11 protein-coding genes and 1 pseudogene are annotated in these 25,172 nt (G+C 73.5%); 11 read left to right on the top strand and 1 reads right to left on the bottom strand.

Going from position 1 to position 25,172, the window contains the following annotated elements; genetic code table 11:
- Window positions 1-127: 127 nt before the first annotated feature.
- The 8 genes and pseudogenes from ACWCRA_RS28060 to ACWCRA_RS28095 all read left to right on the top strand — a co-directional run bounded on the left by ACWCRA_RS28060 (window position 128) and on the right by ACWCRA_RS28095 (window position 18,041).
- Window positions 128-9,745: an amino acid adenylation domain-containing protein gene (locus tag ACWCRA_RS28060; RefSeq protein ID WP_451068901.1), complete on the top strand. Its 9,618-nt coding sequence runs from the start codon at window positions 128-130 to the stop codon at window positions 9,743-9,745.
- A complete protein-coding gene (locus ACWCRA_RS28065; protein ID WP_451068902.1) occupies window positions 9,735-11,573 on the top strand; it encodes a phytoene desaturase family protein in 1,839 nt (612 codons plus the stop codon). Before ACWCRA_RS28060 ends, ACWCRA_RS28065 begins: the two co-directional genes overlap by 11 nt.
- Window positions 11,570-13,336, top strand: coding sequence for a phytoene desaturase family protein (locus tag ACWCRA_RS28070; protein WP_451068903.1), 1,767 nt, complete (start codon window positions 11,570-11,572; stop codon window positions 13,334-13,336). The genes ACWCRA_RS28065 and ACWCRA_RS28070 overlap by 4 nt, the downstream gene beginning before the upstream one ends.
- Window positions 13,333-14,388 carry an MDR family NADP-dependent oxidoreductase gene (locus tag ACWCRA_RS28075; RefSeq protein WP_351555992.1) on the top strand — a complete coding sequence of 352 codons (1,056 nt, stop codon included), beginning with the start codon at window positions 13,333-13,335 and terminating at the stop codon, window positions 14,386-14,388. Before ACWCRA_RS28070 ends, ACWCRA_RS28075 begins: the two co-directional genes overlap by 4 nt.
- Before the next feature lie 112 nt (window positions 14,389-14,500).
- Window positions 14,501-15,703 (top strand): cytochrome P450, encoded by a 1,203-nt coding sequence (locus tag ACWCRA_RS28080; protein WP_351555994.1) that lies wholly within the window; start codon window positions 14,501-14,503, stop codon window positions 15,701-15,703.
- Window positions 15,704-15,911: 208 nt separating this feature from the next.
- A pseudogene (locus tag ACWCRA_RS28085) lies at window positions 15,912-16,346 on the top strand (DUF5819 family protein); the annotation flags it as partial.
- A gap of 253 nt (window positions 16,347-16,599) precedes the next feature.
- Window positions 16,600-16,977 (top strand): hypothetical protein, encoded by a 378-nt coding sequence (locus tag ACWCRA_RS28090; protein ID WP_451068950.1) that lies wholly within the window; start codon window positions 16,600-16,602, stop codon window positions 16,975-16,977.
- Window positions 16,974-18,041 (top strand): serine hydrolase domain-containing protein, encoded by a 1,068-nt coding sequence (locus ACWCRA_RS28095; protein ID WP_351555999.1) that lies wholly within the window; start codon window positions 16,974-16,976, stop codon window positions 18,039-18,041. The genes ACWCRA_RS28090 and ACWCRA_RS28095 overlap by 4 nt, the downstream gene beginning before the upstream one ends.
- A 95-nt stretch (window positions 18,042-18,136) precedes the next feature.
- On the opposite strand, the gene ACWCRA_RS28100 is transcribed toward ACWCRA_RS28095, so the two are convergent.
- Window positions 18,137-18,670, bottom strand: a complete 534-nt coding sequence (locus ACWCRA_RS28100) for a DoxX family protein (RefSeq protein ID WP_451068904.1) — start codon at window positions 18,668-18,670, stop codon at window positions 18,137-18,139.
- 1,193 nt (window positions 18,671-19,863) lie between these two features.
- Between ACWCRA_RS28100 and ACWCRA_RS28105 the strand changes: the two genes are divergently transcribed.
- The 3 genes from ACWCRA_RS28105 to ACWCRA_RS28115 all read left to right on the top strand — a co-directional run bounded on the left by ACWCRA_RS28105 (window position 19,864) and on the right by ACWCRA_RS28115 (window position 25,152).
- Window positions 19,864-20,067: a cold-shock protein gene (locus ACWCRA_RS28105; RefSeq protein ID WP_018536328.1), complete on the top strand. Its 204-nt coding sequence runs from the start codon at window positions 19,864-19,866 to the stop codon at window positions 20,065-20,067.
- A 134-nt stretch (window positions 20,068-20,201) separates the two neighbouring features.
- Window positions 20,202-21,794, top strand: a complete 1,593-nt coding sequence (locus tag ACWCRA_RS28110; protein ID WP_451068905.1) for a DEAD/DEAH box helicase — start codon at window positions 20,202-20,204, stop codon at window positions 21,792-21,794.
- Window positions 21,795-21,939: 145 nt separating this feature from the next.
- On the top strand, window positions 21,940-25,152 hold the full coding sequence (locus tag ACWCRA_RS28115) for an amidohydrolase family protein (protein ID WP_351556005.1): 3,213 nt from the start codon (window positions 21,940-21,942) through the stop codon (window positions 25,150-25,152).
- Window positions 25,153-25,172 lie beyond the last annotated feature (20 nt).

Raw genomic sequence — 25,172 nt, forward strand, 5'->3', positions numbered from 1 at the left:
AGTCCGGTCTCCCCCCGGTGAGCGAGCGGGCCGGTGCCCGCACGGGCCCGCCGCCGGTCTCTCCGTACCCCCTTGCCCGGTCAAGCGGGTCCCCCCTGCCCAGCGCCACGACGTGAGGAGTTCGACCATGGCTGACGAGACCAGCGCCCCCACGCGAGGCAGAGTGGCGATCATCGGCATGGGCTGCCGGCTGCCCGGTGGCGCGTCGGACCACCGCACGTACTGGCGCAACCTCCTGGAGGGCAAGGACTGCATCACCCCGACACCCGCCGACCGCTACGACATCACCACGCTCGCCAGCCGGCACCAGGACAAGCCCGGGCGGCTGACCGGCGGCCGGGGCGGATACATCGACGGCTTCGACGAGTTCGACCCCGCCTTCTTCGGCATCAGCCCGCGCGAGGCCGACCACATGGACCCCCAGCAGCGCAAGCTGCTGGAGGTGGCCTGGGAGGCGCTGGAGGACGGCGGCCAGCGGCCCGCGGACCTCGCCGGCACCGATACCGCCGTCTACGTGGGCGCGTTCACCCTCGACTACAAGATCCTCCAGTTCTCCGACCTCGGTTTCGGCTCCCTGGCCGCGCACACCGCCACCGGCACCATGATGACGATGGTGTCGAACCGCATCTCGTACTGCTTCGACTTCCGCGGCCCCAGCCTCTCCGTCGACACCGCGTGCAGCTCCTCCCTGGTCGCCGTGCACCTCGCCTGCGAGAGCCTCAACAAGGGGGAGACGGGGCTCGCGCTGGCCGGCGGCGCCCTGCTGCACATGGCGCCGCAGTACACCATCGCCGAGACCAAGGGCGGCTTCCTCTCGCCCGACGGCCGCTCCCGCACCTTCGACGCGGGGGCCAACGGCTATGTGCGGGCCGAAGGAGTCGGCATCGTCGCCCTCAAGCGGCTGGAGGACGCGCTGCGCGACGGGGACCCGATCCACGCGGTGATCACCGGCAGCGGGGTCAACCAGGACGGCCGCACCCAGGGCATCACCGTGCCCAACCCGGACGCCCAGGTGGAGCTGGTCCGCCGGGTCTGCGCCGAGGCGGGCATCACCCCGGGCGGGCTCCAGTACATGGAGGCCCACGGCACCTCGACGCCGCTCGGCGACCCCATCGAGGCGAACGCGCTGGGCAGGGCGCTCGCCACCGGGCGGGCGCCGGGCGCGAAGTGCTACGTCGGATCGGTCAAGGCGAACATCGGGCACACCGAGTCCGCCGCCGGCATCGCCGGGCTGATCAAGGCGGCCCTCTGCCTCAAGCACCGCACGATCCCGCCCCACATCAATCTGGAGCGGCTCAACCCCGCCATCGACCGCGCCGCGCTGCCGTACGAGATCCCCACCCGGGTCACCGACTGGCCCGACCACCCCGGGCCCGCGCGGGCCGGGGTGAACTCCTTCGGCTTCGGCGGCACCAACGCGCACGTGGTCCTGGAGGAGGCACCCGGCAGAACACCGCCCGCCCGGGAGACGCCGGCGGAGGAGACGCCGGCCGAGGAGACGCCCGCACGGGGCTGGACCATCCTCCCGCTGACCGCGCGCACCCCGGAGGCCCTCCGCGAGGTCGCCGACGGCATCCGGCGCGAACTCGCCGGGGAGCACGGCACCCCGGTCGCGCTGGCCGACCTCGGCCACACCCTCGCCCACCGCCGCCAGCACCTGGAGTCACGCCTCTCCGTCATCCACTCCTCCCGCGCCGGACTCGACGAGGGCCTCGCCGCCTTCCTCCGCGACGAGCCCCATCCGGGCGTGGTCGAGGGCCGGGTGGCCGACCCCGCCGACCGCCGGCTCGTCTGGGTCTTCACCGGTATGGGGCCCCAGTGGTGGGGCATGGGCCGGGAGCTGTTCGACCGGGAACCCGTCTTCCGCGAGGCGCTCGTCCGCTGCGACCGGGAGATCCACCGGCTCGCCAACTGGTCCCTGATCGACGAGCTTCTCGCGGACGAGAGCGCGTCCCGGATGGAGGAGACCTGGCTCGCCCAGCCCGCCAACTTCGCGGTGCAGACCGGCCTCGCCGCCCTCTGGCGCAGCCACGGAGTCCGGCCGGACGCCATCGTCGGCCACAGCACCGGCGAGATCGCCGCCTTCCACGAGGCGGGTGTCTACAGCCTGACCGACGCGGTACGGATCGCCCTGCACCGCAGCCGGCTCCAGCAGAAGCTCTCCGGCACCGGCACCATGCTCGCCGCCGGTCTCCCCGAGGAGGAGGCGGAGCGGCGGGTGCGCCCCTACGGCGACCGGGTGTCCGTCGCCGCGGTCAACGGCCCCACCGGGATCACCCTCGCGGGGGAGGAGGACGCACTCGCCGAGCTGGCCGGGGAGCTGCGCGCCGAGCAGGTCTTCACCCGCTTCCTGGCCGTGCGGGTGCCGTACCACAGCGCCGGCATGGAATCGATCAAGGACGAGCTGCTGGCCTCGCTGGACGGGCTGGAGCCGCGCGCCGCGCGCGTACCCCTCCACACCACCGCCCGCGAGGGCCTCGCGGACGGCCGGGAGCTGGACGCCGGGTACTGGTGGCACAACGTCCGCGACCGGGTCCGCTTCCGCGCGGCGATCGACCGGCTGGCCGACGACGGACACCGGCTCTTCCTGGAGATCGGACCGCACCCCGTCCTCGGCCACTCGATCCGCGAGTGCTTCGACGAGCGGGAGCGCGAGTGCCGCACCCTGCCCTCCATCCGCCGCCGGGAGAGCGAGACCGGCTGCTTCGCCGCCTCCCTGGCCGCGCTGCACAACCTGGGCACGGCCATCGACTGGAACGTCCTGCACCCCTCGGGCGTCCCCGTGCCCCTGCCGCGCTACCCCTGGAAGCGCGAACGGCACTGGACGGAGCCGGAGCCGGTCGCCCGGGTCCGCCTCGGCCGGCTCGACCACCCCCTGCTCGGCCGCCGCACCGACCACCCCGAGCCGACCTGGCGGTCCGCGCTCGACACCGAGCGGCTGCCCTACCTCGCCGACCACCGCATCCAGGACTCCGTGGTCTTCCCGGCCGCGGGCTATCTGGAGATGGCGGCCCAGGCCGTCCGCTCCCTCACCGGCGGCACCGCCGTCCGGCTCACCGGGATCGAGCTGCGCAGAGCGCTCTTCCTGCCCGAGGGGGAGAGCCGGACCGTGACGCTCTCGCTCTCCGAGGAGAGCGCGGAGTTCACCATCGCGTCGGTGCCCGGAACGGGGAGCGGCCCGGATGCGGAGCGGACCGTGCACACCAGCGGTGTCGTCCGCACCGGTCAGCGCCGGTCGCCGGGGCCGGCGCTCGACCCCGGGCCGATCCGCGCCCGCAGCACCCGCCGGCTCGACGGCGCGCGGTGCTACGCGGAGCTGGCGGCCCTGGGCTATCGGTACGGCCCCGCCTTCCAGGCCATCGAGGAGGTGTGGATCGGCCCCGGCGAGGCCCTGGCGCGGCTGCGTCCCCCCGCGGCGATCGGCGACGACGCGGCGGGCCACCACCTCCACCCCGCCCTGCTCGACGCCTGCTTCCAGTCGCTGCTCACCCCCCAGCTCCTCGACACCGAGGAGGACGGCGGTCACGGTGCCGGCGGCGCGGCGGGCACCGGCATCCGGCTGCCGCTCGCCATCGACGAGGTGTCCGTGGACCCCGTGGGGGACCGGTCGCTCTGGGCGCACGCGACCGTGACCCGCGCCACCGGGGACGAGCTGGTCGGCGACATCGCCCTCCACACGGAGGACGGCACGGCGATCGGGCGGATCGGCGGCTTCCGCGCGGCCGATGTGGAGAGGGCCGCGACCTCGGTCGGCCGGGGCACGATCGACTCCTGGCTCACCGAGACCGTCTGGACCGAGACCCCGCCCGCCCCGGGCGACGACGGAGAGCCGGCGGGCCCCGGGGACGACTGGCTGATCCTCGCGGACACCCGGGGAACCGGGGACGCGCTCGCGGCCCTGGTGGCCGCCCGGGGCATCCGCTGCCATCTGGTCCGCCCGGGGGACGCCTACCGCGCAAGAGGGTACGAGGCCGGCCCGGCGGCCCCGTCCGGCGGCGGCGAGTTCACCGTCGTCCCCGGCTCCAGCGACCACCTGGAGCGCCTCTTCGCCGACCTCGGCGCCGGCGGCACGACCTCCTTCGGGGCCGTGGTCCACCTCTGGAACCTCGATCTGCCGGGCATCGCGGACGCCCCGGCGGCCGAACTCGGAGTCCACAGCGCCACCGCCGCGTACTCGCTGATCGCCCTGGCCCGCGCGCTGCTCTCCTCCGGGGTCCGGGGCCGCCTCCATGTCGTCACCCGCGGGGCGCAGCCGGTGACCCCGGGGGAGGACGTCGCACCGCTCGGCGCACCGGCCTGGGGAGTGGGCCGGGTGCTGTGGCACCAGGAGCTGACGGACCACCGGGGCAAGCTGATCGACCTCGATCCCGGAGAGCCGGCCGGCTCCGGGGACGCGCCGACCGACCGCGCGCACCAACTGCTCCGCGAGATCCTCACCGACGACGAGGAGGAGATCGCCCTGCGCGGCGGGCACCGCCTCACCAGCCGGATGCGCCGTGCCGAAGGGCTCACCCGGCCCCTGCCGCTGCGGCTGCGCGCCGACGGCAGCTATCTGGTGACCGGGGCCTTCGGCGCGCTCGGCCGGCTGCTCTGCCGCACCCTCGTCCGGCGCGGCGCCCGCCGGCTGATCCTGCTGGGCCGCACCCGGCTGCCCGCCCGCGACCAGTGGCGCGACACCGACCCCGCCACCCCCGAGGGCCGGGCCGTCGCCTTCCTCAAGGAGCTGGAGGCCCTGGGCGCCCAGGCGCTCCCCGCCTCCGTCGACCTCACCGACGAGCGGGCGCTCACCGACTGGCTCGACACCCACCGGCGCGGCGATCCGCCGCCCGTCCGGGGCGTGTTCCACCTGGCGGGACAGGTGCGCGACGCGCTCGTCCCGGAGATGGACCGGGCGACCTTCGACGCCGTCCACGACCCCAAGGTCCTCGGCGCCCTGCTGCTCCACCGGCACCTCGCGGACGAGCCCCTGGAGCACTTCGTCCTCTTCTCCTCGATCGCCTCGCTGCTGACCACGGCCGGCCAGACCAACTACGCGGCCGGGAACGCCTTCCTGGACGCCCTCGCCCACCACCGCCGCGCCCGGGGCCTCCCGGCGCTCAGTCTCGACTGGGGACCCTGGGCCACCGGCATGATCGAGGAGCTGGGTCTCGTCGGCCACTACCTCGACAACCGGGGCATGAGCTCGCTGGCGCCCGACGCCGGGATGGCCGTGCTGGAGCGCGTCATCGGCCAGGACCGGGCCCAGCTGCTCATCGCCACCGTCGTCGACTGGCCGGTCTTCCTCTCCTGGTACGCCACCCCGCCACCGCTGGTCGCGGAGCTGGCGGCGGAGGCGCCCCGGGCGCGCGGCACCGGCGGGAACGGACTGGCGGACGCCTTCCGCGCCGCGGGACCCGAGGAGCGGCGCTCCCTGGTGGCCGCGCGGTTCACCGAACTCGCGGCCTCGGTGCTCCGGGCGCGCCCGGAGCAGATCGAGCCCGCCGCCGGTCTCGGCGGCCTCGGCCTCGACTCCCTCCTGGCGATGGAGCTGCGCGGCCGGGTCCAGACCGAGTTCGGGATCGCGCTCCCGGTGGTCGCCCTGCTGAGCGGCACCCCGGTCGGCGAGCTGAGCGACCGGCTGCACCAGGAGCTGACCGCGCTGGTGGCGGCCGACGAGGAGCACTCCGCAGCCCTCGCGCCCGCCGTCTTCGAGGACGAGAGCGAGTACCCCCTCACCCAGAACCAGAAGGCGCTCTGGTTCCTCAAGCAGCTCAACCCCGACGGGTACGCCTACAACATCGGCGGCGCGGTGGAGGTCGGGGTGGAACTGGACCCCGAGCTGATGTTCGAGGCCGTGCGCCGGGTGGTCGCCCGCCACCCCGCCCTGCGCTCCAACTTCCTCCTCGTGGACGGCCGGGCCGTCCAGCGGGTCTCCCCGGAGGCCGACCCGGACCTCGCCCTCTTCGACGTGCGGCACCTGGAGTGGGACGACATCCACAGCCGCATCGTGGCCGAGTACCGCAGGCCCTACGACCTCGCCCACGACCGGCTCTTCCGCTTCCGGCTGTTCCGGCGCGCCCCCGGCCGCTGGATCATCATGAAGGCGGTCCACCACATCGTCTCCGACGCGATCTCGACCTTCACCTTCATCGAGGAACTCCTCGCGGTGTACGAGGCGCTGCGCCGGGGCGCCGAACCGGAACTCGCGCCGGTGACCGCCCGCTACCTCGACTTCCTCAACGACCAGAACCGCTTCCTCGCGAGCCCCGACGCCGAGCGGATGTTCACCTACTGGCGCTCCCACCTCCCGGAGCGGGTGCCGCTGCTCGACCTCCCGGCCGACAAGCCCCGTCCGGCCGTGCAGACCCACAACGGCGCGTCCGAGTTCTTCGTCCTGGACACCGGCCTCAGCGCCCGCGTCCACGACCTCGCCCGCGCCCACCAGGTGACCCCCTTCGTGGTGCTGCTGACCGCCTACTACCTGCTGCTGCACCGCTACTCCGGCCAGGACGACATCGTCGTCGGCAGCCCGGTCACCGGCCGCACCCGCCAGGAGTTCGCCCCGGTCTACGGATACTTCGTCAACCCGCTGCCCCTCCACGCCGACCTGTCCGGCGAGCCGTCCGTCGCCGCCCTGCTGGAGCAGGTGCGCAGAACGGTCCTGAACGGGCTGGACAACCAGGAGTACCCCTTCGTCCTGCTGGTCGACCGGCTCGGCCTCCAGCACGACCCCAGCCGCTCCGCCGTCTTCCAGGCGATGTTCATCCTGCTCACCCACAAGGTGGCCACCGAGAAGTACGGATACCGGCTGGAGTACATCGAACTCCCCGAGGAGGAGGGGCAGTTCGACCTCACCCTGTCGGCCTACGAGGACGAGGCGGAGCACCGCTTCCACTGCGTCCTCAAGTACAACACCGACCTCTTCCTCCCCGCGACGACGCGCCGGCTGGCCGGCCACTACCGCCGGCTGCTCGACGAACTGACCCGCGCCCCGGCCGGGGCGCCCGCCACCCGGCTGGAGATGCTCGGCGACCAGGAGCGCGAGCGGCTCATCGGCCGGTGGAGCGGTGCCGGACGGCGGGGCGAGGCACCCGGCGCGGACCCGGCCGCCGGGTCCGCTCCCCGTGTGCCGGTCCATCTGCGCGTCAGCAGGGTGGCGGCCGAGCGGCCCGGGGCGGTGGCCGTCTCCGTACCTCCGTCGCCCGGGCGCGCCGGGGAGCGGCTGACCTACGGCGAACTCGACCGCCGGTCCACTCTCCAGGCCCATCGGCTGCGCGCCCTCGGCGTCGGGCCCGGCTCCGTGGTCGCCCTCTGTCTGGACAAGTCCCCCGAGCTGGTCATCGCCCTGCTGGCGGTATGGAAGTCGGGCGGCGCGTACCTCCCGGTCCAGCCCGACCAGCCGGCCGGCCGGATCGCCCGGATGGTGCGCGGCGCGGGCGCCGGCCTGGTGGTGGTCGAGGACACCGCCGCGCGGGCGGGCCTGCCGGAACTGCCCGCCCGGACGGTCACCCCGGCCGAGCTGGACGCGCCGGAGCCGCGCTCCGCCGTCTCCACCACCCACCCCATGGACCCCGGCGGCCCCGACCCCTGCGGCGGCGGGCCGGACCGGGCGGTGGTGACCGTGGACCCGGACTCGCCCGCGTATGTGATCCACACCTCCGGCTCCACGGGCCGCGCCAAGGCCGTCCGGGTCAGCCACCGCAACCTCGCCTCCGCGTACGGCGCGTGGCGCGAGGAGTACGGGCTGGAGGAGGGGGAGCCCGGCGTCCATCTCCAGATGGCCGCGCCCTCCTTCGATGTCTTCACCGGCGACCTCGTCCGGGCGCTCTGCTCGGGCGGCAGCCTGGTCCTGGCCGACCGGGATCTGCTCTTCGACACCGACCGGCTGTACCGCACGATGCTCGACGAGGGCGTCGACAGCGCCGAGTTCGTCCCGGCGGTCGTGCGCGGGCTGATGGACCACTGCGCGAGCCGGGGCCTGCGGCTGGACTTCATGCGGCTGCTGGTCGTCGGCTCCGACGCCTGGCGGGTCGAGGAGTACGAGCGGCTGCGCGCCCTCGCCGGCCCCCGCACCCGGGTCATCAACTCCTACGGGGTCACCGAGGCCACCATCGACAGCGCCTTCTTCGAGGGGCCCGCCGACGGTCTGGAGCCCGGCCGGACCGTTCCGATCGGCCGGCCGCTGGCCAACAGCACCCTGCACATCCTGGACCGGCACGGTGAACCGGTGCCGCCGGGGGTGGGCGGTGAACTCTGGATCGGCGGTGACGGGGTCGCCATGGGATACGCCGGTGACCCGGACCGCACGGCGGAGCGCTTCGTCACCCGCTCCCTGAGCCGCCGTCCCGGCGCCGCGCCCGAACGGCTCTACCGCACCGGCGACCTCGCCCGCTGGGACGCCGGCGGCCGGGTCCATCTGCTCGGCCGGGCCGACACCCAGATCAAGCTCCACGGCCACCGCATCGAGATCGAGGAGATCGCCTCGCCCCTCGCGCAGTCGCCCGGTCTGACCCGGGCGGTGGTCGCGGTCCGCCCGGACGCCCGGGGCGAGCCGGTGCTCTGCGCCTGGTGCGTTCCCGTCGCCGGGACGCCGCTGGACCGGCGCGCGCTCCGCCGCCACCTCGCCGGGCTCCTCCCGGCGTACATGATCCCCTCGTACTTCGTCGAGCTGCCGGCGCTGCCCCTCACCCCGCACGGCAAGGTCGACACCGCCGCCCTGCCGGACCCGCGCCCCGGGACCGGCGAGACGGAGGAGCCGGCCCACGAGCCGCCCACGACCCGCTGGGAGATCGGCATGGCCCGGCACTGGAAGGCCCTCCTCGGGCTGGATGAGGTGGGGACCGAGACGGACTTCTTCGAGGCCGGCGGCAGCTCGATCAAGCTCATCGAGCTGATCCACCACCTCCGGACGGAGTTCGGCGTCGCCATCCCCGTCAGCCGGCTCTACCGGGTCACGACCCTGCACGGGATGGCCGCCGCCGTCGCGGAGATCAGCGCCGAGGGCTCCGCCGACGACCGGCCCTGGATCGACTTCGACGACCGGCCCGACGACCACGCGGACGACCCCGTCGGCGAGGAGGCCGGCGACGGCCCCGGCCGGGGACCCGGGGAGCGGATCTTCTGCTTCCCGCCGGCCGGCGGCCACGGCCTCGTCTACCGGGGGCTCGCCGCCCACCTCCCGCGCTACCGCCTCACCGCCTTCAACTACGTGCCCGGCGACGACAAGGTGACGCGCTACGCCGATCTCGTCGTCGCCCTCCAGCCGGAGGGCGCCTGTCTCCTCCTCGGCTACTCCCTCGGCGGCAACCTCGCCTTCGAGACCGCCAAGGAGCTGGAGCGGCGCGGACGCCGGGTGGCCCATGTGGTCATCCTCGACTCGCACCGCATCACGGCGGTCCATGTCCCCGGCCCGGAACACCTCAACGGCTTCGAGACGGAGCTGCGCGAGCACCTCCGCAAACACACCGGATCGGAGATCGTCGCCCGGCAGACCATGGAGCACGCCGCCGAGTACCTCGCCTTCTGCGGCCGCACCCCCAACCTCGGTGAGGTCGAGGCCGCGGTCAGCGTCGTCACCGACGAGGAGAAGGCGGAGCTGTACGCCGCCGGAGCCCCCGGCACCTGGCACGGCAGCTCCACCACCGCCCACACCGTGCTCCGGGGCTCCGGAACCCACGCCGACATGCTCGACTCCGGGCATCTCGCCCGCAACGCCGAGCTGGTCCACCGCACGCTGACGGGAGACGGGGCGCGCCATGCGCAGTGACGACCTGCCCAGTGACGGCCCTCCACCGGACAGCCGTCCCGAGGACGACGCGACCGGGAGCGGTACGGCCGCCGCGCGCGATACGGCCGGGAGCGGTACCTCCGGGGGCGATACGGCCGTGGACGACTCCTGCGACTGGAGCGTCCGCCCGCCCGACCGCTGGACCCCCGGGCGCGGCCCGGCCGCCCGGCCGCCCCGAGTGATCATCATCGGCGCGGGGGTCGCCGGAATGTCCACCGGGTGCTACGCGCAGATGAACGGCATCCGGACCCGGATCTTCGAGAAGCATGTGCTCCCCGGCGGCTGCTGCACCGCATGGGCCCGCGACGGCTACATCTTCGACTACTGCATCGAGTGGCTGATCGGCACCGCGCCCGGGAACGAGGCACACCGCATCTGGCGCGAGCTGGGCGCGCTCGACGGCAAGACCATCACCAACTTCGACATGTTCAACCGGGTCGTCGGCGAGGACGGCCGCTCCGTCACCTTCTACAACGACCCCGACCGGCTGGAGCGGCACCTGCTGGAGATCTCCCCCGCCGACGCCCCCCACATCCGCGCCTTCTGCCGTGACCTGCGGCGGTTCGCCGCCATCCAGCTCTACCCCTTCCTGACCCCGCCGCCGCTGCGCACGGTGCGCGAGCGCGCCGCCCTGCTGCGGACCGTCCTCCCCGCCTTCCTGCTCTTCTGGCGCACCGCCGCCACCCCCATCCACACCTTCGCCGACCGCTTCGAGGATCCCCTGCTCCGCCGGGCGTTCCGGAACATCTTCTTCCAGGACCCCGAGGGCTTTCCGCTGCTGCCCTATCTCTTCAACATGGCCGCCGCCCGCCACCGCAACGCCGGTTTCCCCGAAGGGGGATCGCTCGGCCTCGCCCGTTCCATCGAGGAGCGGTACACGGGGCTCGGCGGCTCGATCCGCTACCGCTCCCGGGTCGCGCGCGTCCTGGTCGAGGAGAACCGGGCCGTGGGGATCGAACTCACCAGCGGCAAGCGCTTCTACGCGGACCATGTCGTCGCCGCCTGCGACGGCCACACCACCATCTACTCCCTGCTCGACGGCCGCTGGACCGGACCCCGCATCGACCGGCTCTACGACGATCTGCTGAACCGCCCCGGCACCCTCTTCCCGGCGGTCGTCTCGGCCTTCGTCGGCATCGACGGCGACCCCGGCCCCGACACCACCCACAGCACCACCCATCTGCTCTCCGCCGAGGACGCCGCCCGGCTCCCGGGCGGCCTCCAGCGCAGCCTGGTGGTGCAACTGCGCTCCCGCTACGCGGACGGCTTCGCCCCGCCGGGGAAATCGGTCGTCCACTGCACCTACTTCAGCGACTTCGCCTACTGGCGGGAGCTGCGCGCCCACGACCGCCGGGAGTACCGGGAGCGCAAGCGCCAGGTCGCCCTCTTCGTCCGGGACTTCCTGGAGCGCCGCTGGCCGGGCGTCGCCGAACGGATCGAGCTGATCGACGTGGCCTCGCCCGTCACCACCAAGCGGTACACCGGCAATCTCGACGGCTCCATCCTCGCCTGGAAGGCCTTCTCCGACGCCGACGACGTGGCCGCGGGACTGGTGGGCAAGGACCGGATGCGGCTGCCGGGTCTGAGCGGCTTCTCCATGGCCGGCCAGTGGGTCGGCCTCGGCGGTCTGATCCGCGCCGCCTCCACCGGCCGGTTCGCCGTCCAGTACCTCTGCGAGGAGTGGGGCCTGCCGTTCCGGGCGGAGGAGGCCACCGTGCGCGGCCCCTGGCACCGCGACCGCCTCGGCCGGCTCCCCCAGCTGGACCGGCGGGGCCGGCAGCCCTGGCGGGAGGGGACCGGCCCATGAGGGCGATCCGGCGCGAGACCCCGGCGAAGGAGAGCGGACCCGTGGCGCGAACCGCCAGGAGCGGCAGGGAGACAGTGATCGTCATCGGTGCGGGGCTCGGCGGCCTCTCCACCGGGTGCTACGCCCAGATGAACGGCTACCGCAGCCACATCCTGGAGATGCACGAGATCCCGGGCGGCTGCTGCACCGCCTGGGAGCGCGGGGACTTCACCCTGGACTGCTGTGTCAGCTGGCTGCTCGGCAGCGGCCCGGGCAACGAGATGCACCAGATCTGGCTGGAGCTGGGCGCTCTCCAGGGCAAACTGGTGCGCCACTTCGATGTGTTCAACATCGTGCGCGGCCGGGACGGCCGCACCGTCCGCTTCTACTCCGACCCCGACCGTCTCCAGGCCCATCTCACCCGGCTCTCGCCCGCCGACGCGCGACTGATCCGGCACTTCTGCGGCCAGTTGCGCGCCTTCCGCGAGTGCCTCGCCGTCTACCCCTTCCTCAAACCCGTCGGCCTGATGGGACGGATGGAGCGCTGGCGGATGCTCGCCTCCTTCCTCCCGTACTTCAATGTCATCCGCACCTCCATCACCGTGCTGATGGCCGACTACTCGGCCCGGTTCAAGGACCCGCTGCTGCGCGAGGCGTTCAACTTCATCCTGTACGAGAAGCACCCCGCCTTCCCCGTGCTGCCGTTCCACTTCCAGCTCGCCTCGCACGCCAACCTCTCCGCCGGAGTGCCCGAGGGCGGCTCGCTCGGCCTCGCCACCTCGATCGAACAGCGCTACCTCCGGCTCGGCGGCGAGGTGACGTACAACGCGAAGGTCGAGGAGGTGCTCGTCGAGAACGACCGGGCGGTGGGGGTCCGGCTCACCGACGGCCGCGAGTACCGGGCCGACATCGTCATCTCCGCCTGCGACGGCCACACCACCATGATGAAGCTCCTCAAGGGCCGTTATCTCAACGACGAGTACCGCAAGCTCTACACCCGGACCATCCTCGAACCGGGCATGGTCTTCCCCGGCTACTTCACCCTCTTCCTGGGCCTGCGCCGGCCCTTCCCCGAGGGCGAGCCCTGCACCACCCATCTGCTCGACGACACCCTGGCGGCCGAGCTGACCGGCATCCGCCACCCGAGCATCAACGTGCAGTTCCGCAGCAGGCACTACCCCGAGCTGTCCCCGCGGGACACCACCGTCGTCTACGCCACCTACTTCTGCGACATCGAACCCTGGCGCGCCCTCGACGAAGGCCCGGAACAGGCCAGCAGGAACCGCGGCGGCCTGCGGCTGCACACCCTGCCCGTACGGCACGGACGCGGCTACTACGCGGCCAAGCGGCGGGCCCGGGACGCGATCGTGCGGTTCCTGGAGGAGCGGTACCCCGGCATCGGGGACGCGATCGCCGTACGCGATGTGTCCAGCCCGCTCACCCAGGTCCGCTACACCGGCAACTACAACGGGACCGTCCTCGGCTGGCAGCCCTTCGTGGAGAGCGGCGAGACCCTGGAGGAACTGGTCAAGAAGCACGGGCCCGGGGTGCCGGGCCTGGCCGGCTTCTACCAGTCGGGGGTGTGGGCCACCACCGGCGGTCTGATCCGCGCCGCCGCCGCCGGCCGGCATGTCATGCAGTTCGTCTGCCGGGACGACGGCAGGGAGTTCACCGCGTCCATCGACGAGTCCGGCCCGCCGCCGGTCCATCTGGTCATTCCCGTCGCCCCGGGCGCGGACGGCACCGGCCCCGGAGCCGTCCCCCCGGCGAAGGAGGAGTCATGAGAACGGAGAAGTGGGTCGTCCGGGAGCACATGGAGGGCGTCCCCGATGTGGAACGGGTCTACGAGCGGGTCGTCGAACACCTCGATGTGACGCTCGCGCCCGACGAGATGCTGCTGCGGACGGTGTACGTATCGGTCGACCCCTACCTCCAGGGCATCGCCCGCGACACCCCCATCGGCGACCCCATGGGCGCCGACTCCGTGATGGAGGTGCTGGACGCCGGCCCGCTCGCGGCCCACCGCCCGGGCGACCTGGTCCAGGGCTTCGGCGGCTGGCGCACCCATCTGATCAGCACCGGCGCCCCCGCGCTCTGGCGGACCGGGACCTTCCCCATGGTCTTCCCGGCCTACCGCCGGCTCGACCCCCTCTGGTACGACGAGGTGCTGCCGCCCGCCACCGCGCTGGGCGCCCTGGGCGGGCCCGGCATGACGGCCTGGGGAACGCTCACCCGGTTCATGACGGTCACCGCCGGGGACACGGTGGTGATCAGCGGCGCGTCCGGCTCCGTGGGCACCCTGGTGGGCCAGCTCGCCCGGCGCGCGGGCGCCCGGGTGGTGGGCACCACCTCCACCCCGCACCGGGCGGCACTCCTCGCCGGACTGGGCTTCGACGCCGTCGTCGTCTACCGCCACGGGGACAGCGCCGACACCGTGCGGTCGGCGCTGCGGACCGCCGCCCCCGACGGTGTCGACAAGTACTTCGACAATCTGGGCGGCGCCGTCACCGACGCGGTCTTCCCCCTGCTCAACGTCGACAGCCAGGTGGCCGTGTGCTGGCAGTGGGCCACGCAGGTCGGGGGAGAGGCCATGGGGCCGCGGCTGCTCCCGTACATCATGTTCCCGCGCACGACGATCCGCGGCATCTTCTCGCTCGAATGGTTCACCGAGCGGAACTGGCAGGCCCTCCACGAGGAGCTGGGCGGTCTGATCCGCCGGGGCGAGGTGGTCTGCGACCAGACGGTCCACCACGGGTTCGAGAACATCCCGGCCGCCTACGCGAGCCTCTACCGGGACCGGGGGAGCCGGCTCGGCAAGGTCCTGGTCGCGCTCTGACCGCACACCCCGCCCGACCGGGCGAGCCTCCCGTCCGCACACCCGCACCCCGCCCGGGCCGGACCCCCGCACCCGGGCGCTCCCCTCTCGTCCCGCCCCGCCAGGAGGAACCGTGTCCGCCACCGAGCACCCCCTCGGCTGCCCCCACCGGCCCACACCGCCGCTCCACCGGCTGGTCTCCGGACTGCCGGGACCGCCCCGTCTCACCGAACTGCCCGACGGCTCCCCGGCCTGGCTGGTGAGCCGCCACCCCGAGGTCCGGCAGGTCCTCTCCGACAGCCGCTTCAGACGCTCCCGGCTCTACGACCCCGACGCGCCGTCCCTCTCCGCCGTGCCCGACCTCGTGAACAACCCCGAGCTGATGTTCAATCAGGACGGCGACGACCATCTGCGGCTGCGCCGCACCCTGCGCCGGGCGTTCACCCCGAGGGCCGTCGCCCGCTGGCAGCCCTGGATCGCCGCGATCGTGGAGCAGTGCCTGGACGGACTGGCCCGCAGCGAGCCGCCGGTGGACGTGGTGGCCGAGTACACCCTCCCGCTGCCGGTGATGGTGATCAGCCGGCTGATGGGGCTCGACGACTCGGTGCGCCCCCGGCTGCGCCACTGGTCCGAGCACGCGTTCTCCGACGGCACCCACGACGAGGCGGATGTGGCCTCCGCGCTCGCGGAGTTCGCCGCTTTCGGGGCCGAACTCATCGCCCGCCGCCGCCGCGCCCCCGGGGACGACCTGGTCAGCTCCCTGGTGCGGGCCGCCGACACCGAGGGCGGTATCCCCGAGGTCCAACTGGTGCATCTGGTCTGCGGCCTGGTGGTGGGCGGCCACGACAGCACCATGACCATGCTCGGCAACTCCCTGCTGTATCTGCTCGGTGAGCGCCCCGAGTGCTGGCACCGGCTGGGCGCCGACGGGGACGCGGCCGAGGCGATGGCCGACCGTCTGATCCATCTGATCCCCCTCGGCGACGACCAGGGGAGCGCCCGTCACACCGCGGAGGACGTGGAGATCGGTGGCGTGCTCATCCCGGCGGGCTCGGTCGTCCTCGCCGACTGCGCCCTGGCCAACCGCGACCCCGACATCTTCCCCGCCCGTCCCTTCGATGACCTCTTCGCCCCGCTGGAGGGCCCCGGCCTCGCCTTCGGCGCCGGGCCGCACTACTGCCTCGGCGCATGGCTCGCCCGGCTGGAACTCCGCCTCGGTCTGCACCGGCTGGCCGCGCGCTTTCCAGGGCTCCGGCTCGACGAACCCATGGGGGGCGTCGCGTGGCGGCTGGGGACGACGTCGCGCAGTCCGAAGCGGCTCAGGGTGACCTGGTAGCCGGAGGGCGGGGCCCGCGCCGGTGCGGCGGGGGTGACGGCGACCGCGCTTCGAGTTCATAAAGTTGAATTCACGACGACCATTGACCGCCCGAATCCCGCCTCTCCGGGGCGGGGTTCGGCGGGTGCGAACCATGACCACGGATGGGCTGTTGTCTCCCGCAGCGGCGGCCCTCGTCGTGCACATGGCGGCCACGGTCGTCTTCCTGATGCCGGACGGACCGTTCAGGACATCGGCGGGCCGATACGCCGACGGATACATCAAACCGTTCTTCGACCAGAACTGGCAGTTGTTCGCCCCCGATCCCGTGGAACGGGACGCCGGGTTCCTGGTACGGGCGAAAACGGCCCCCGGGGCGGAACCGACCGAATTCCTGGACCTCACCAGCCCCGGGCTGATCCGTGGACACCACGATCTGCTGCGGGACCGGCTGCCCCGGGTCGAGTCGGGAGCGCTCTACATGTATCAGGACGTCGAATACCTGATCATGCGGGAATACGTGGAGAAGAACCCCGGGGAAACGGATGTCGAGGAAGTCGACGCGCGCATTCTCGCGGCCGTCTCCGCCCCCGCCCGCCGGCAGTACGACAGGGCCCACCGCCGGCTCGTCGAACTGGCGGCCCTGAGGGCCGGACAGCAGTGGGGCCGGAACATCACGGAGATACAGATCCGCATAGGCGACCACGAGTACCCGAGATTCGACGCGGTGCCCTGCCGGGGCGGGGTGGCGCGCGGCCCTGGACGCGCGGCGCCGGGCCCGCGCGGGCCGGCCCGCGCCCTCCCGCCGGAGCACCCGCCACCGCGCCGGCACGGCCTTCCACAACTGCGCCGCCGCGGCCGTCGTCATCCAGCTCTGTCTGCTGTGTGTCGTCGCGGGGCTCTTCAAGGTGCAGGGGATGCGCCGGCAGGAGGGCACCGCCCTCTACCACGTGCTCCGGGTCGCCGAGTACTCGATCTTCCCGGAGCTGGCACGGCTGCTCTACGAGCACGCGTTCATCGTCCACGCCGTCACCTGTACGACGGTGTTCCTCCAGGCGTTCTTCCCGCTCCTGCTGCTGCGCCCGCTCACCCGCCACACGGCCTTCGTTCTCGTCGCCCTGATGCATGTCGGGATCGGTGTCCTCATGGGCATCCCCTTCTTCTCCCTGTTCATGATCGCCACCGATCTGATTCTCTTCACCGACCGTGAGTACGCTGCGATCGGCGGATGGCTGCACAGGAGCACACACGCCCTGTCCCGCCGCGCCCGCCGGGCGAGGACCGCACCCGCATGACCGACACCACCCCCGACCGCACCCTGTGGGCACCGAGGCTGAGCACTGGGGACCCCGGGCTGATCGCGCGCCTGAAGCGGGCCGCGGGCGCCCCGGGCAACTTCCACACCCTCTCCGTGGCGGTGGTCTCCGGGGGCACGGCCCGTTTCGCCGCGCTCGGCACGGAGCACGGCGACGCGCGGGAGCCGGCCACCGAGCACACCGCGTTCGAGATCGGCTCCGCCACGAAGGTCCTCACCGGGATGCTCCTCGCCGGCCTCGCCGAACGGGGCACGGTCGCACCGGACACCACGGTCGCGGAGCTGCTGCCCAGCCGCTTCACCGGCCGCCCGGCGGGCCGCGCCACCCTCGTCGAGCTGGCCTCCCACCGGTCCGGGCTGCCCCGGCTGCACCACCGGTCGCTGCCGGTCTCGCTGCGGGACGCCTACCGGGTGCACCGCGGCCGTGACCCCTACCGAGGCATCGACCGGGACTCCTTCCTCCAGCGCGCCGCCGCCGTCACCGGCCCGGCACCGGCCGGCGGCTTCGACTACTCCAACCTCGGCATGTCCCTGCTCGGCCACGCCCTGGCCGCCGCGGCGCACCCGGGCCACGGCTACGGGGAGCTGCTGGAGCGGGAGCTGCTCGCACCGCTCGGAATGGACCGGACCCGGGTTGTCGCCACGGAGGAGGAGCGGCTGCCGGACCCGCGCGCGCTGCCGCACGACCGCGACGGCCGGCCGGTCCAGCCCTGGATCTCGGAGGGGTACGCCCCCTCGGGCTCCGGTGTCTGGTCCACGGCCGGGGACCTCGCCCGGCTGCTGCTCGCGGTGATCGGCACCACCGCCCCGGGAGCGGACGCGGCCCGGCCCCGGTTCGAGGCGGACGGCCCGAACCGCATCGGTCTCGGGTGGCTCACCCTGACCCGGGACGGCCAGGAGGTGACCTGGCACAACGGCGGCACCGGCGGCTCCCGCTCGTTCATCGGCTTCGACCGGCGCACCGGGCGCGGGGCCGTGGTCCTCGCCAACACCGGCCATGATGTCGACGGCATCGGCGCGCACCTGGTGTCGGCGGGGGAGTGAGACCGCTCGGGCCGCGGCGACCCGCGCCGGAACCGCAGGGGCCACCCGACGCCGTGCGATCGGGTGGCCCCTGCGGGTGTGTCCGGCGCGTCCGGTCAGGTGCGCCTCTCGTCGGCGGCCACCGCGAGCAGGGCGGCGATCAGAACCACGTTCTTGATCACGTACTGCCCCTCCAGCGTGGGGGTGGCCATGGGCCCGTTCCACATCTCCCCGGGCAGGATCAGCAGCGCGGAGAAGACTCCGGCCATATGGACGAAGAAGGCCGCCAGCGCCACCCGCAGCAGCACTCCGGTGACCAGGCCGACGCCGATCGCGGTCTCGAAGAGGGCCAGCAGGGGCCGGGTGGCCTCGGCCGGGACGAGACCGAAGGACAGGACGTCCATGGTCCTGGTGGCGACATCCTGGGCCGGGCTGGCCTCCGGGATGAACTTCATCAGGCCGAACCAGATGAAGACGAGCCCGACGGACACCCGGAGAATCGTGGTGCTGTGGGGGCGGTACCGGCTCAGGGCGGTGCTGAGGGCCGGTGCGGTCCTCCGGCGCCTGCCGGGCCGGTCCAGTGGAGGAACGGGTCGCTCGGCAGCGTCCTGGAGCGTGCCGCTGCCTCGTTTGGCCAGATGACGCGACATGAATGCGTCCTTCCTGATGACGTGGTTCCAGCTCGTGTGGGGGTGGCTGAACCGTGCCCTGCCGCGCCTGACCGGACCGTGTGCGCGCAGCGCACCGGCCGGGGTCCGTACTGATCCCGCCAGTACGGACGCATGGCGACGCGACACGGCGTCAACGGTGTGGTCAGAGATGCGTGAAGTGGGAGCCTGGTCGGGCCGAGGCCGCCTTGGAGCCGTTCCGCGCGAGCGGTGGCGGTCGCCGCCACTCGCGGTTTCCGCCATCAGATGCCATCGGCTGTCACCGGATGACGGCGAAGGTCGTGCGGACGGATCGGGCGGATCGAGCGGGTCGAGCGGGTCGAACGGCCGGCGGTCAGCCGGGCGGCCGTGGCCTCAACGGTGCGAGGGCGCTTCGAGCGCCTCGGTTGGCGGCGCGGTGTCCCCGTCGGCATCGGCAGGTCTGTCATGTTTCCCGGAACGGCCGTCGAAGGTGAGCCGAGCGTGAGGTGTGCATGACATTGAGTGCCTGATCGGGCGGTGGGGTGCCCTGATGTGCGGCGCGGTGGACGCCGACAGATGTCCTGTCAACGCGGAACTCCTTGTGGGGGGTTGATGAAACGGCGGCATACGTTCGCATCTGCCGACACGCTATAAGTTCCCGCTCCCCGCGTAAAGGTCTGGACCAATACTGGTGCGGTGTTCGCGCAGGCGGCGGGCTGGATACCGGCCGCCGTCAGCGTGCCGCGTACACGGGTCCCGGTGGCCGCGTCCCCCGCCGCGCGCCGGCCGGGACGCGGCCACCGGGGCGGCCGGCCCGAGCACGCGGTGATGCGCCGGTGCGGGCGCCTTCCCCCGGACGGCGGTCCCGGGTGGCGGTCCCGGACGGTGTCCCGTGCGGTCCCCGTGCCGCCCCGCGCAGTCTCCCGTGCGATGTCCCGCGCGGTGTCCCGTACGGGAATATTCGCCGTACCGGAGGAATACGGATGGCGACACGGAAGAAAGATTCGGGGGTCGTCGTGCCCCGGGCCGATGCCGTGCTAGTGTTGTTGGAAGTTGCAGTTGTGGTTCCCAAACGCTTCAAGTGCCGCTGATGACTCTGAGTCATCAAAGGCACTTTTTGTTTTCGGCGCAGTTTCCGGACGGGGCAATCATCGCGGCGACACCGGGGTTCGCACAGTGTGGCCCCCGGATCATGCCCCGAAGGAGTTTTAGACATGGCTACTGGCACCGTGAAGTGGTTCAACGCGGAAAAGGGCTTCGGCTTCATCGAGCAGGAGGGTGGCGGCCCCGACGTCTTCGCCCACTACTCGAACATCGCCACCCAGGGCTTCCGTGAGCTTCAGGAAGGCCAGAAGGTGAACTTCGACGTCACCCAGGGCCAGAAGGGCCCCCAGGCCGAGAACATCGTTCCCGCCTGACACTGAAGCACTCAACGCAGCTGGGGTCCGCACCGTATGGTCGGGCCCCAGCTCGTTGACGTTTTACGCCAGACTTTTTACTACCGGCTCGTGCTTGCAATTCATTCGGCTTATTTCCTGCCGGGAATTCCTCGATGCGTGCCCTGTCGAGGAAAGGTTCCCCATTGAACCGCCCAGCTCGCACCAATAGCCGTTTCCCCAACCCCCGCAAGGGCGGATCGCCCGCCGGGGGCTCTTCCGGCCGCGGCTCCCGATTCCGTCCCAAGGGTGGACAGGGCGGCCGTTCCGGCGGCTCCGGCCGGCCCGCGCCGCAGGGGGATTTCGCCCTGCCGGAGAGCACCACACCCGCCCTGCCCGCGGTCACCGCCTTCGCCGAGCTGGACATGCCGTCCCAGCTCCTGACCACGCTCAGTGGTCTCGGCGTCACCGAGCCGTTCCCGATCCAGGCGGCCACGCTGCCCAACTCCCTCGCCGGACGCGATGTCCTCGGCCGGGGACGCACCGGATCGGGCAAGACCCTCGCCTTCGGTCTGGCGATGCTGGTCCGCACCGCCGGCCGGCGCGCGGAACCCCGTCAGCCGCTTGCCCTGGTCCTCGTCCCCACCCGGGAGCTGGCCCAGCAGGTCACCGACGCCCTCACCCCCTACGCCCGCGCGCTGGAGGTCCGTCTGACCACCGTCGTGGGCGGAATGTCCATCGGCCGGCAGGCCGGCGCGCTGCGGGCCGGTGCCGAGGTCGTCGTCGCGACCCCCGGCCGGCTCAAGGACCTCGTCGAGCGCAAGGACTGCCGTCTGGACCGGGTGTCCATCACCGTCCTGGACGAGGCCGACCAGATGGCGGACATGGGCTTCATGCCCCAGGTCACCGAGCTGCTCGACCAGGTCCGCCCCGACGGTCAGCGGATGCTCTTCTCCGCCACCCTGGACCGCAATGTCGACCTGCTGGTCCGCCGCTACCTCAGCGACCCGGTGGTCCACTCGGTCGACCCCTCGGCCGGTGCGGTCACCACGATGGAGCACCACGTTCTGCACGTCCAGGGCGCGGACAAGTACGACACCACCACGGAGATCGCCGCCCGCGACGGCCGGGTGATCATGTTCCTGGACACCAAGCACGCCGTGGACAAGCTCACCAAGCACCTGCTGAAGAGCGGGGTCCGCGCGGCGGCGCTGCACGGCGGCAAGTCCCAGCCGCAGCGCACCCGCACCCTGTCCCAGTTCAAGACCGGGCAGGTCACCGCGCTGATCGCCACCAATGTCGCCGCGCGCGGCATCCACATCGACGACCTGGACCTGGTCGTCAACGTCGACCCGCCCAGCGACTACAAGGACTATCTGCACCGGGGCGGCCGTACCGCCCGCGCCGGTGAGTCCGGCCGGGTCGTCACCCTGGTGCTGCCCGAGCAGCGCCGCGAGATGACCCGTCTCATGGCGGACGCCGGGATCACCCCGGAGACCACCCGGGTCCGCTCCGGCGAGGCCGAGCTGAGCCGTATCACCGGCGCCCAGGCCCCCTCCGGCGTCCCCGTCGTCGTCACCGCCCCGGCGGCTCCCGAGCGCCCGGCCAAGCAGCGCACCAACGCGCCGTTCCTCGGCCGTGGCACCCGCAGGGGCCGTCCCGCCCCGGGGTCCGGCTCCGGCCGCTCCGGTGGCGAGTCCCGCCGCGGCGCCGAGTCCCGCCAGACCGCCGAGGCCCGCAAGGCCGCCCGGGTCCGCCGGGCACGCTGACCCCTCCGGTGCGGGGCCGGTCACCCGGTGACCGGCCCCGCACCGGCATGTCCTCCCCGTCCGCCGCCCGCCCGGCCGAAACCGCCGCGGCGTGGCGCGTCCGGCGGTGTTGTCCACGGGCCGGGGGATACGGAAGCGTGCGGTCATGGACAGTGACCGCAGCACCACCGTCTTCTCCCTCTCCCGCCGCCGGCTGCTCGCCGCAGCCGGCCTCACCGGCGCCGCCACGGCCGTCGGCGCCACCTCTCCCGCCGCCGGGGCCGCCCGCCGCGGCGGCGCCCTCCGGCTGCTTCTCACCGAGTCCACCAACGGGGCGGCGACGCTCTCACCCACCGGCGGCCCGCTGATCGCCGAGATCCAGGGCGTCCTGTGGACGCTGCCGCGCACCGGCGGCCGGGCCACCCCTCTCACCCCGCCCGACCTCGAACCCAACCGGCCCGCGCACTCCCCGGACGGCACCCTCGTCGCCTTCTGCGCCTACCGGGACGGCGGCTTCCACCTGTGGACCATGCGCCCCGACGGATCGGACCGGCGCCGGCGCACCGAGGGGCCCTGGGACGACCGGGGGCCCGCGTGGTCACCCGACGGCACCCGGATCGCCTTCGCCTCCGAACGGGGCGGCGACCCGGTGGCGGGCAGCCCCTACCGCATCCATGTGCTGGAGCTGAGCACCGGGCGGCTGACCCGTCTCACCGGACTCCCCGGACAGAGCGGGCCCCTCCAGGACGGTCCCTGGGAGGACTACGACCCCACCTGGTCCCCGGACGGCACCCGCGTCCTCTTCGTCCGGGCCAGTGCGGTCACCACCGCCACCGGGACCACCCTGGACGCCCGGACCGTCGCCGCCGTCCCCGCGGCCGGGACGGGCGGACCCGTCACCGCCGAGCACACCGCGCCCGAGGGCGGCCAGATCCTGGCCCCGGCCCTCGCGCCCGACGGCCGCCGGCTGGCCCATCTGCGGACCACCGCCGCCCCGCGGGCCTCCTGCACCCTGGTGGTCGACGGCAGGACGGTCCCCGTCGCCGGGGACATCGCGGCGGTGCCCCCGCGCTGGACCGGCCCGGGGGAGCTGCTCCTCACCGTCGACGGCCACTTCACCCGCGTACACCCCGACCGGCCCGGGGCCCTGCGGCGGATTCCCTTCGAGGGCGTGCTCCCCGTCGAGCGGCCCCGCTACCGGACCAAGGAGTACGACCTCGGGGAGCCCGACGGCCGGGCGCGGCCGGTGCGGGGCATCCATCTGCCCGCGCTCTCGCCCGACGGGCGGCGGATCGCGTTCGCCGCGCTCAACAGCCTCTGGCTGGCCGACACCACCGGCGGCCGGCCGGCCCGCCGGGTGCGCCGGGCACCGGCCACCCGCTATCTCCTCGGGCCCGTCTGGACCCCCGACGGGCGCTCCCTGGTGTACGCCGACGACCGCGACGGGCTCCTCGGGGTGTACCGGCGCGATCTCGCCACCGGGCGGGAGCGCCCGCTCGCCACGGGCGGCCGGGTCCACCCCGCGCTCTCGCCCGACGGCCGGCGGCTCGCCTGTCTGGACATGACGGGCCGGCTGATCGTCCGCGACCCGGGGGCCGGCACGGAACGGGTGCTCGCCGCGCCGCTCGGCGGGGGCGGACTGCCCGGCCGGCCGAGCTGGTCGCCCGACGGCCGGTGGATCGCGCTCTGCGACCGCAACCGGCTCAATCTGCGCTTCCGGGAGGGGTACAACCTCATCCGGATCGTCGACGCCGGCAGCGGCGCCTCCCGGCTGCACGCCATCGCCCCCCACGCGTCGCTCTCCGACCGCTACGGCTCCGGGCCCGTCTGGTCCCCCGACGGCCGGTGGCTGGCGGTGATCACCGAATCCGCGCTCGCCCTGCTGCCCGTCGCCCCCGACGGCACCCCGCGCGGCCCGCTGCGCACCCTCACCACCGAACCCGCCGACCACCCCTCCTGGTCCGGCGACTCCCGCACCCTGCTGTATCTCTCCGGCGCCCGGCTCCGGCTCGTCGCCGCCGACGGCACCGGCACGGCCCGCACCGTCCGCGTACCCCTGGACCGGCGGACCCCCACCCCCGCCGACACCGTGATCCACGCCGGGCAGCTCTGGGACGGCACCGGCGAGACCGCCCGGGACGGCGTCGACATCGTGGTGCGCGGCGGGCGCGTCAGCGCCGTCGAGCCGCACCGCGCCCGCCGCCCCGGCACCCTGAAGCGGATCGACGCCTCCCGGCACACCGTCGTCCCCGGGCTCTGGGACACCCACACCCACCCCTGGCAGAGCACCTACGGCGCCCGTCAGTCCGTCGGCGAGCTGACCTACGGCATCACCACCTCCGTCTCCCTGGGCGGATTCGCCCATGAACAGCTCCGCGTCCGCGAGGCCGTCGCCGCCGGACAGCTCGCCGGACCCCGGCTGCTCACCAGCGGCGAACTCCTCGACGGCGCCCGTGTCGCCTACAGCATGGGCCGCGCCCACCGCACCCGCGACGGCCTGCGGCGGAGCCTGGAGCGCGGCGCGGCGCTCGACTGGGACTCGGTCAAGACCTACGTCCGGGCACCGGCCTGGGTGATGGAGGAGGCCGCCCGCTTCGCCCATGAACGCCTCGGGGTACGGGCCGGCAGCCATCTGCTCTCCCCGGGCATCCAGCTCGGCCAGGATCTGACCACCCACCTCCAGGCCACCCAGCGGGGCGAGGCCGGACGGGCGGTGACCGCCGCGGGCCACGCCCACGACGACGTGACCGAGATCTACCGCGCCGGCACCGGCTTCGCACTGATCGCCACCATGTTCACCGCCGTACCCCTGCTGGGCGAGGACCCGGCGCTGGCCGACGACCCCCGGGTGACGGCCGTGATGCCGCCCTGGGACGTCGACACGGTGCGGCGGACGGCGGCCACCCGGCCGACCGCCGCGCAGCTGGCCACCCTGAGCACGGAGACCGATGTCTATCGGCGGGTGCTCGCCGCCGGCGGGCTGGTCGCCCTCGGCACGGACGCGCCCCTCACCCCCGTCGGCCTCGCCCTCCACCTCGGGCTGCGCGCCCTCCACCGCGCCGGGCTCTCCCCGGCCGCCGCCCTGCGCACCGCGACCGTGCTCCCCGCCCGCCTCTTCGGCCTCGAAGAGCACCTCGGCACGGTCCGGGAGGGGCGGATCGCCGATCTCACGGTGGTGGACGGCGACCCGTTCACGGACTTCGGCACGCTGGTGCGGACGGTCTCCGTGCTCCGGGGCGGGGTGCCGTACGAGACCGCCGGCCTGGTCGCCTCGGTGACCGCGCCGCCCCGCCGGACGGACCCCGGCGCCACCGCGACCGACTGGCCCGAGGCTGCCCGGCTGATGCACCGCGACGGCTGCTGCGCACCACCGGTGTGACCGCCCGCCCCTTCCGGCCC

Source organism: Streptomyces sp. NPDC001889 (assembly GCF_053594535.1).

Bases quoted from the DNA above. Each gene is read 5' to 3' on its own strand.
- ACWCRA_RS28060 (WP_451068901.1), top strand. From the start codon at position 128: ATGGCTGACGAGACCAGCGCCCCCACGCGAGGCAGAGTGGCGATCATC.
- ACWCRA_RS28065 (WP_451068902.1), top strand. From the start codon at position 9,735: ATGCGCAGTGACGACCTGCCCAGTGACGGCCCTCCACCGGACAGCCGT.
- ACWCRA_RS28070 (WP_451068903.1), top strand. From the start codon at position 11,570: ATGAGGGCGATCCGGCGCGAGACCCCGGCGAAGGAGAGCGGACCCGTG.
- ACWCRA_RS28075 (WP_351555992.1), top strand. From the start codon at position 13,333: ATGAGAACGGAGAAGTGGGTCGTCCGGGAGCACATGGAGGGCGTCCCC.
- ACWCRA_RS28090 (WP_451068950.1), top strand. From the start codon at position 16,600: ATGCGCCGGCAGGAGGGCACCGCCCTCTACCACGTGCTCCGGGTCGCC.
- ACWCRA_RS28095 (WP_351555999.1), top strand. From the start codon at position 16,974: ATGACCGACACCACCCCCGACCGCACCCTGTGGGCACCGAGGCTGAGC.
- ACWCRA_RS28100 (WP_451068904.1), bottom strand. From the start codon at position 18,670: ATGTCGCGTCATCTGGCCAAACGAGGCAGCGGCACGCTCCAGGACGCT.
- ACWCRA_RS28105 (WP_018536328.1), top strand. From the start codon at position 19,864: ATGGCTACTGGCACCGTGAAGTGGTTCAACGCGGAAAAGGGCTTCGGC.
- ACWCRA_RS28110 (WP_451068905.1), top strand. From the start codon at position 20,202: ATGCGTGCCCTGTCGAGGAAAGGTTCCCCATTGAACCGCCCAGCTCGC.
- ACWCRA_RS28115 (WP_351556005.1), top strand. From the start codon at position 21,940: ATGGACAGTGACCGCAGCACCACCGTCTTCTCCCTCTCCCGCCGCCGG.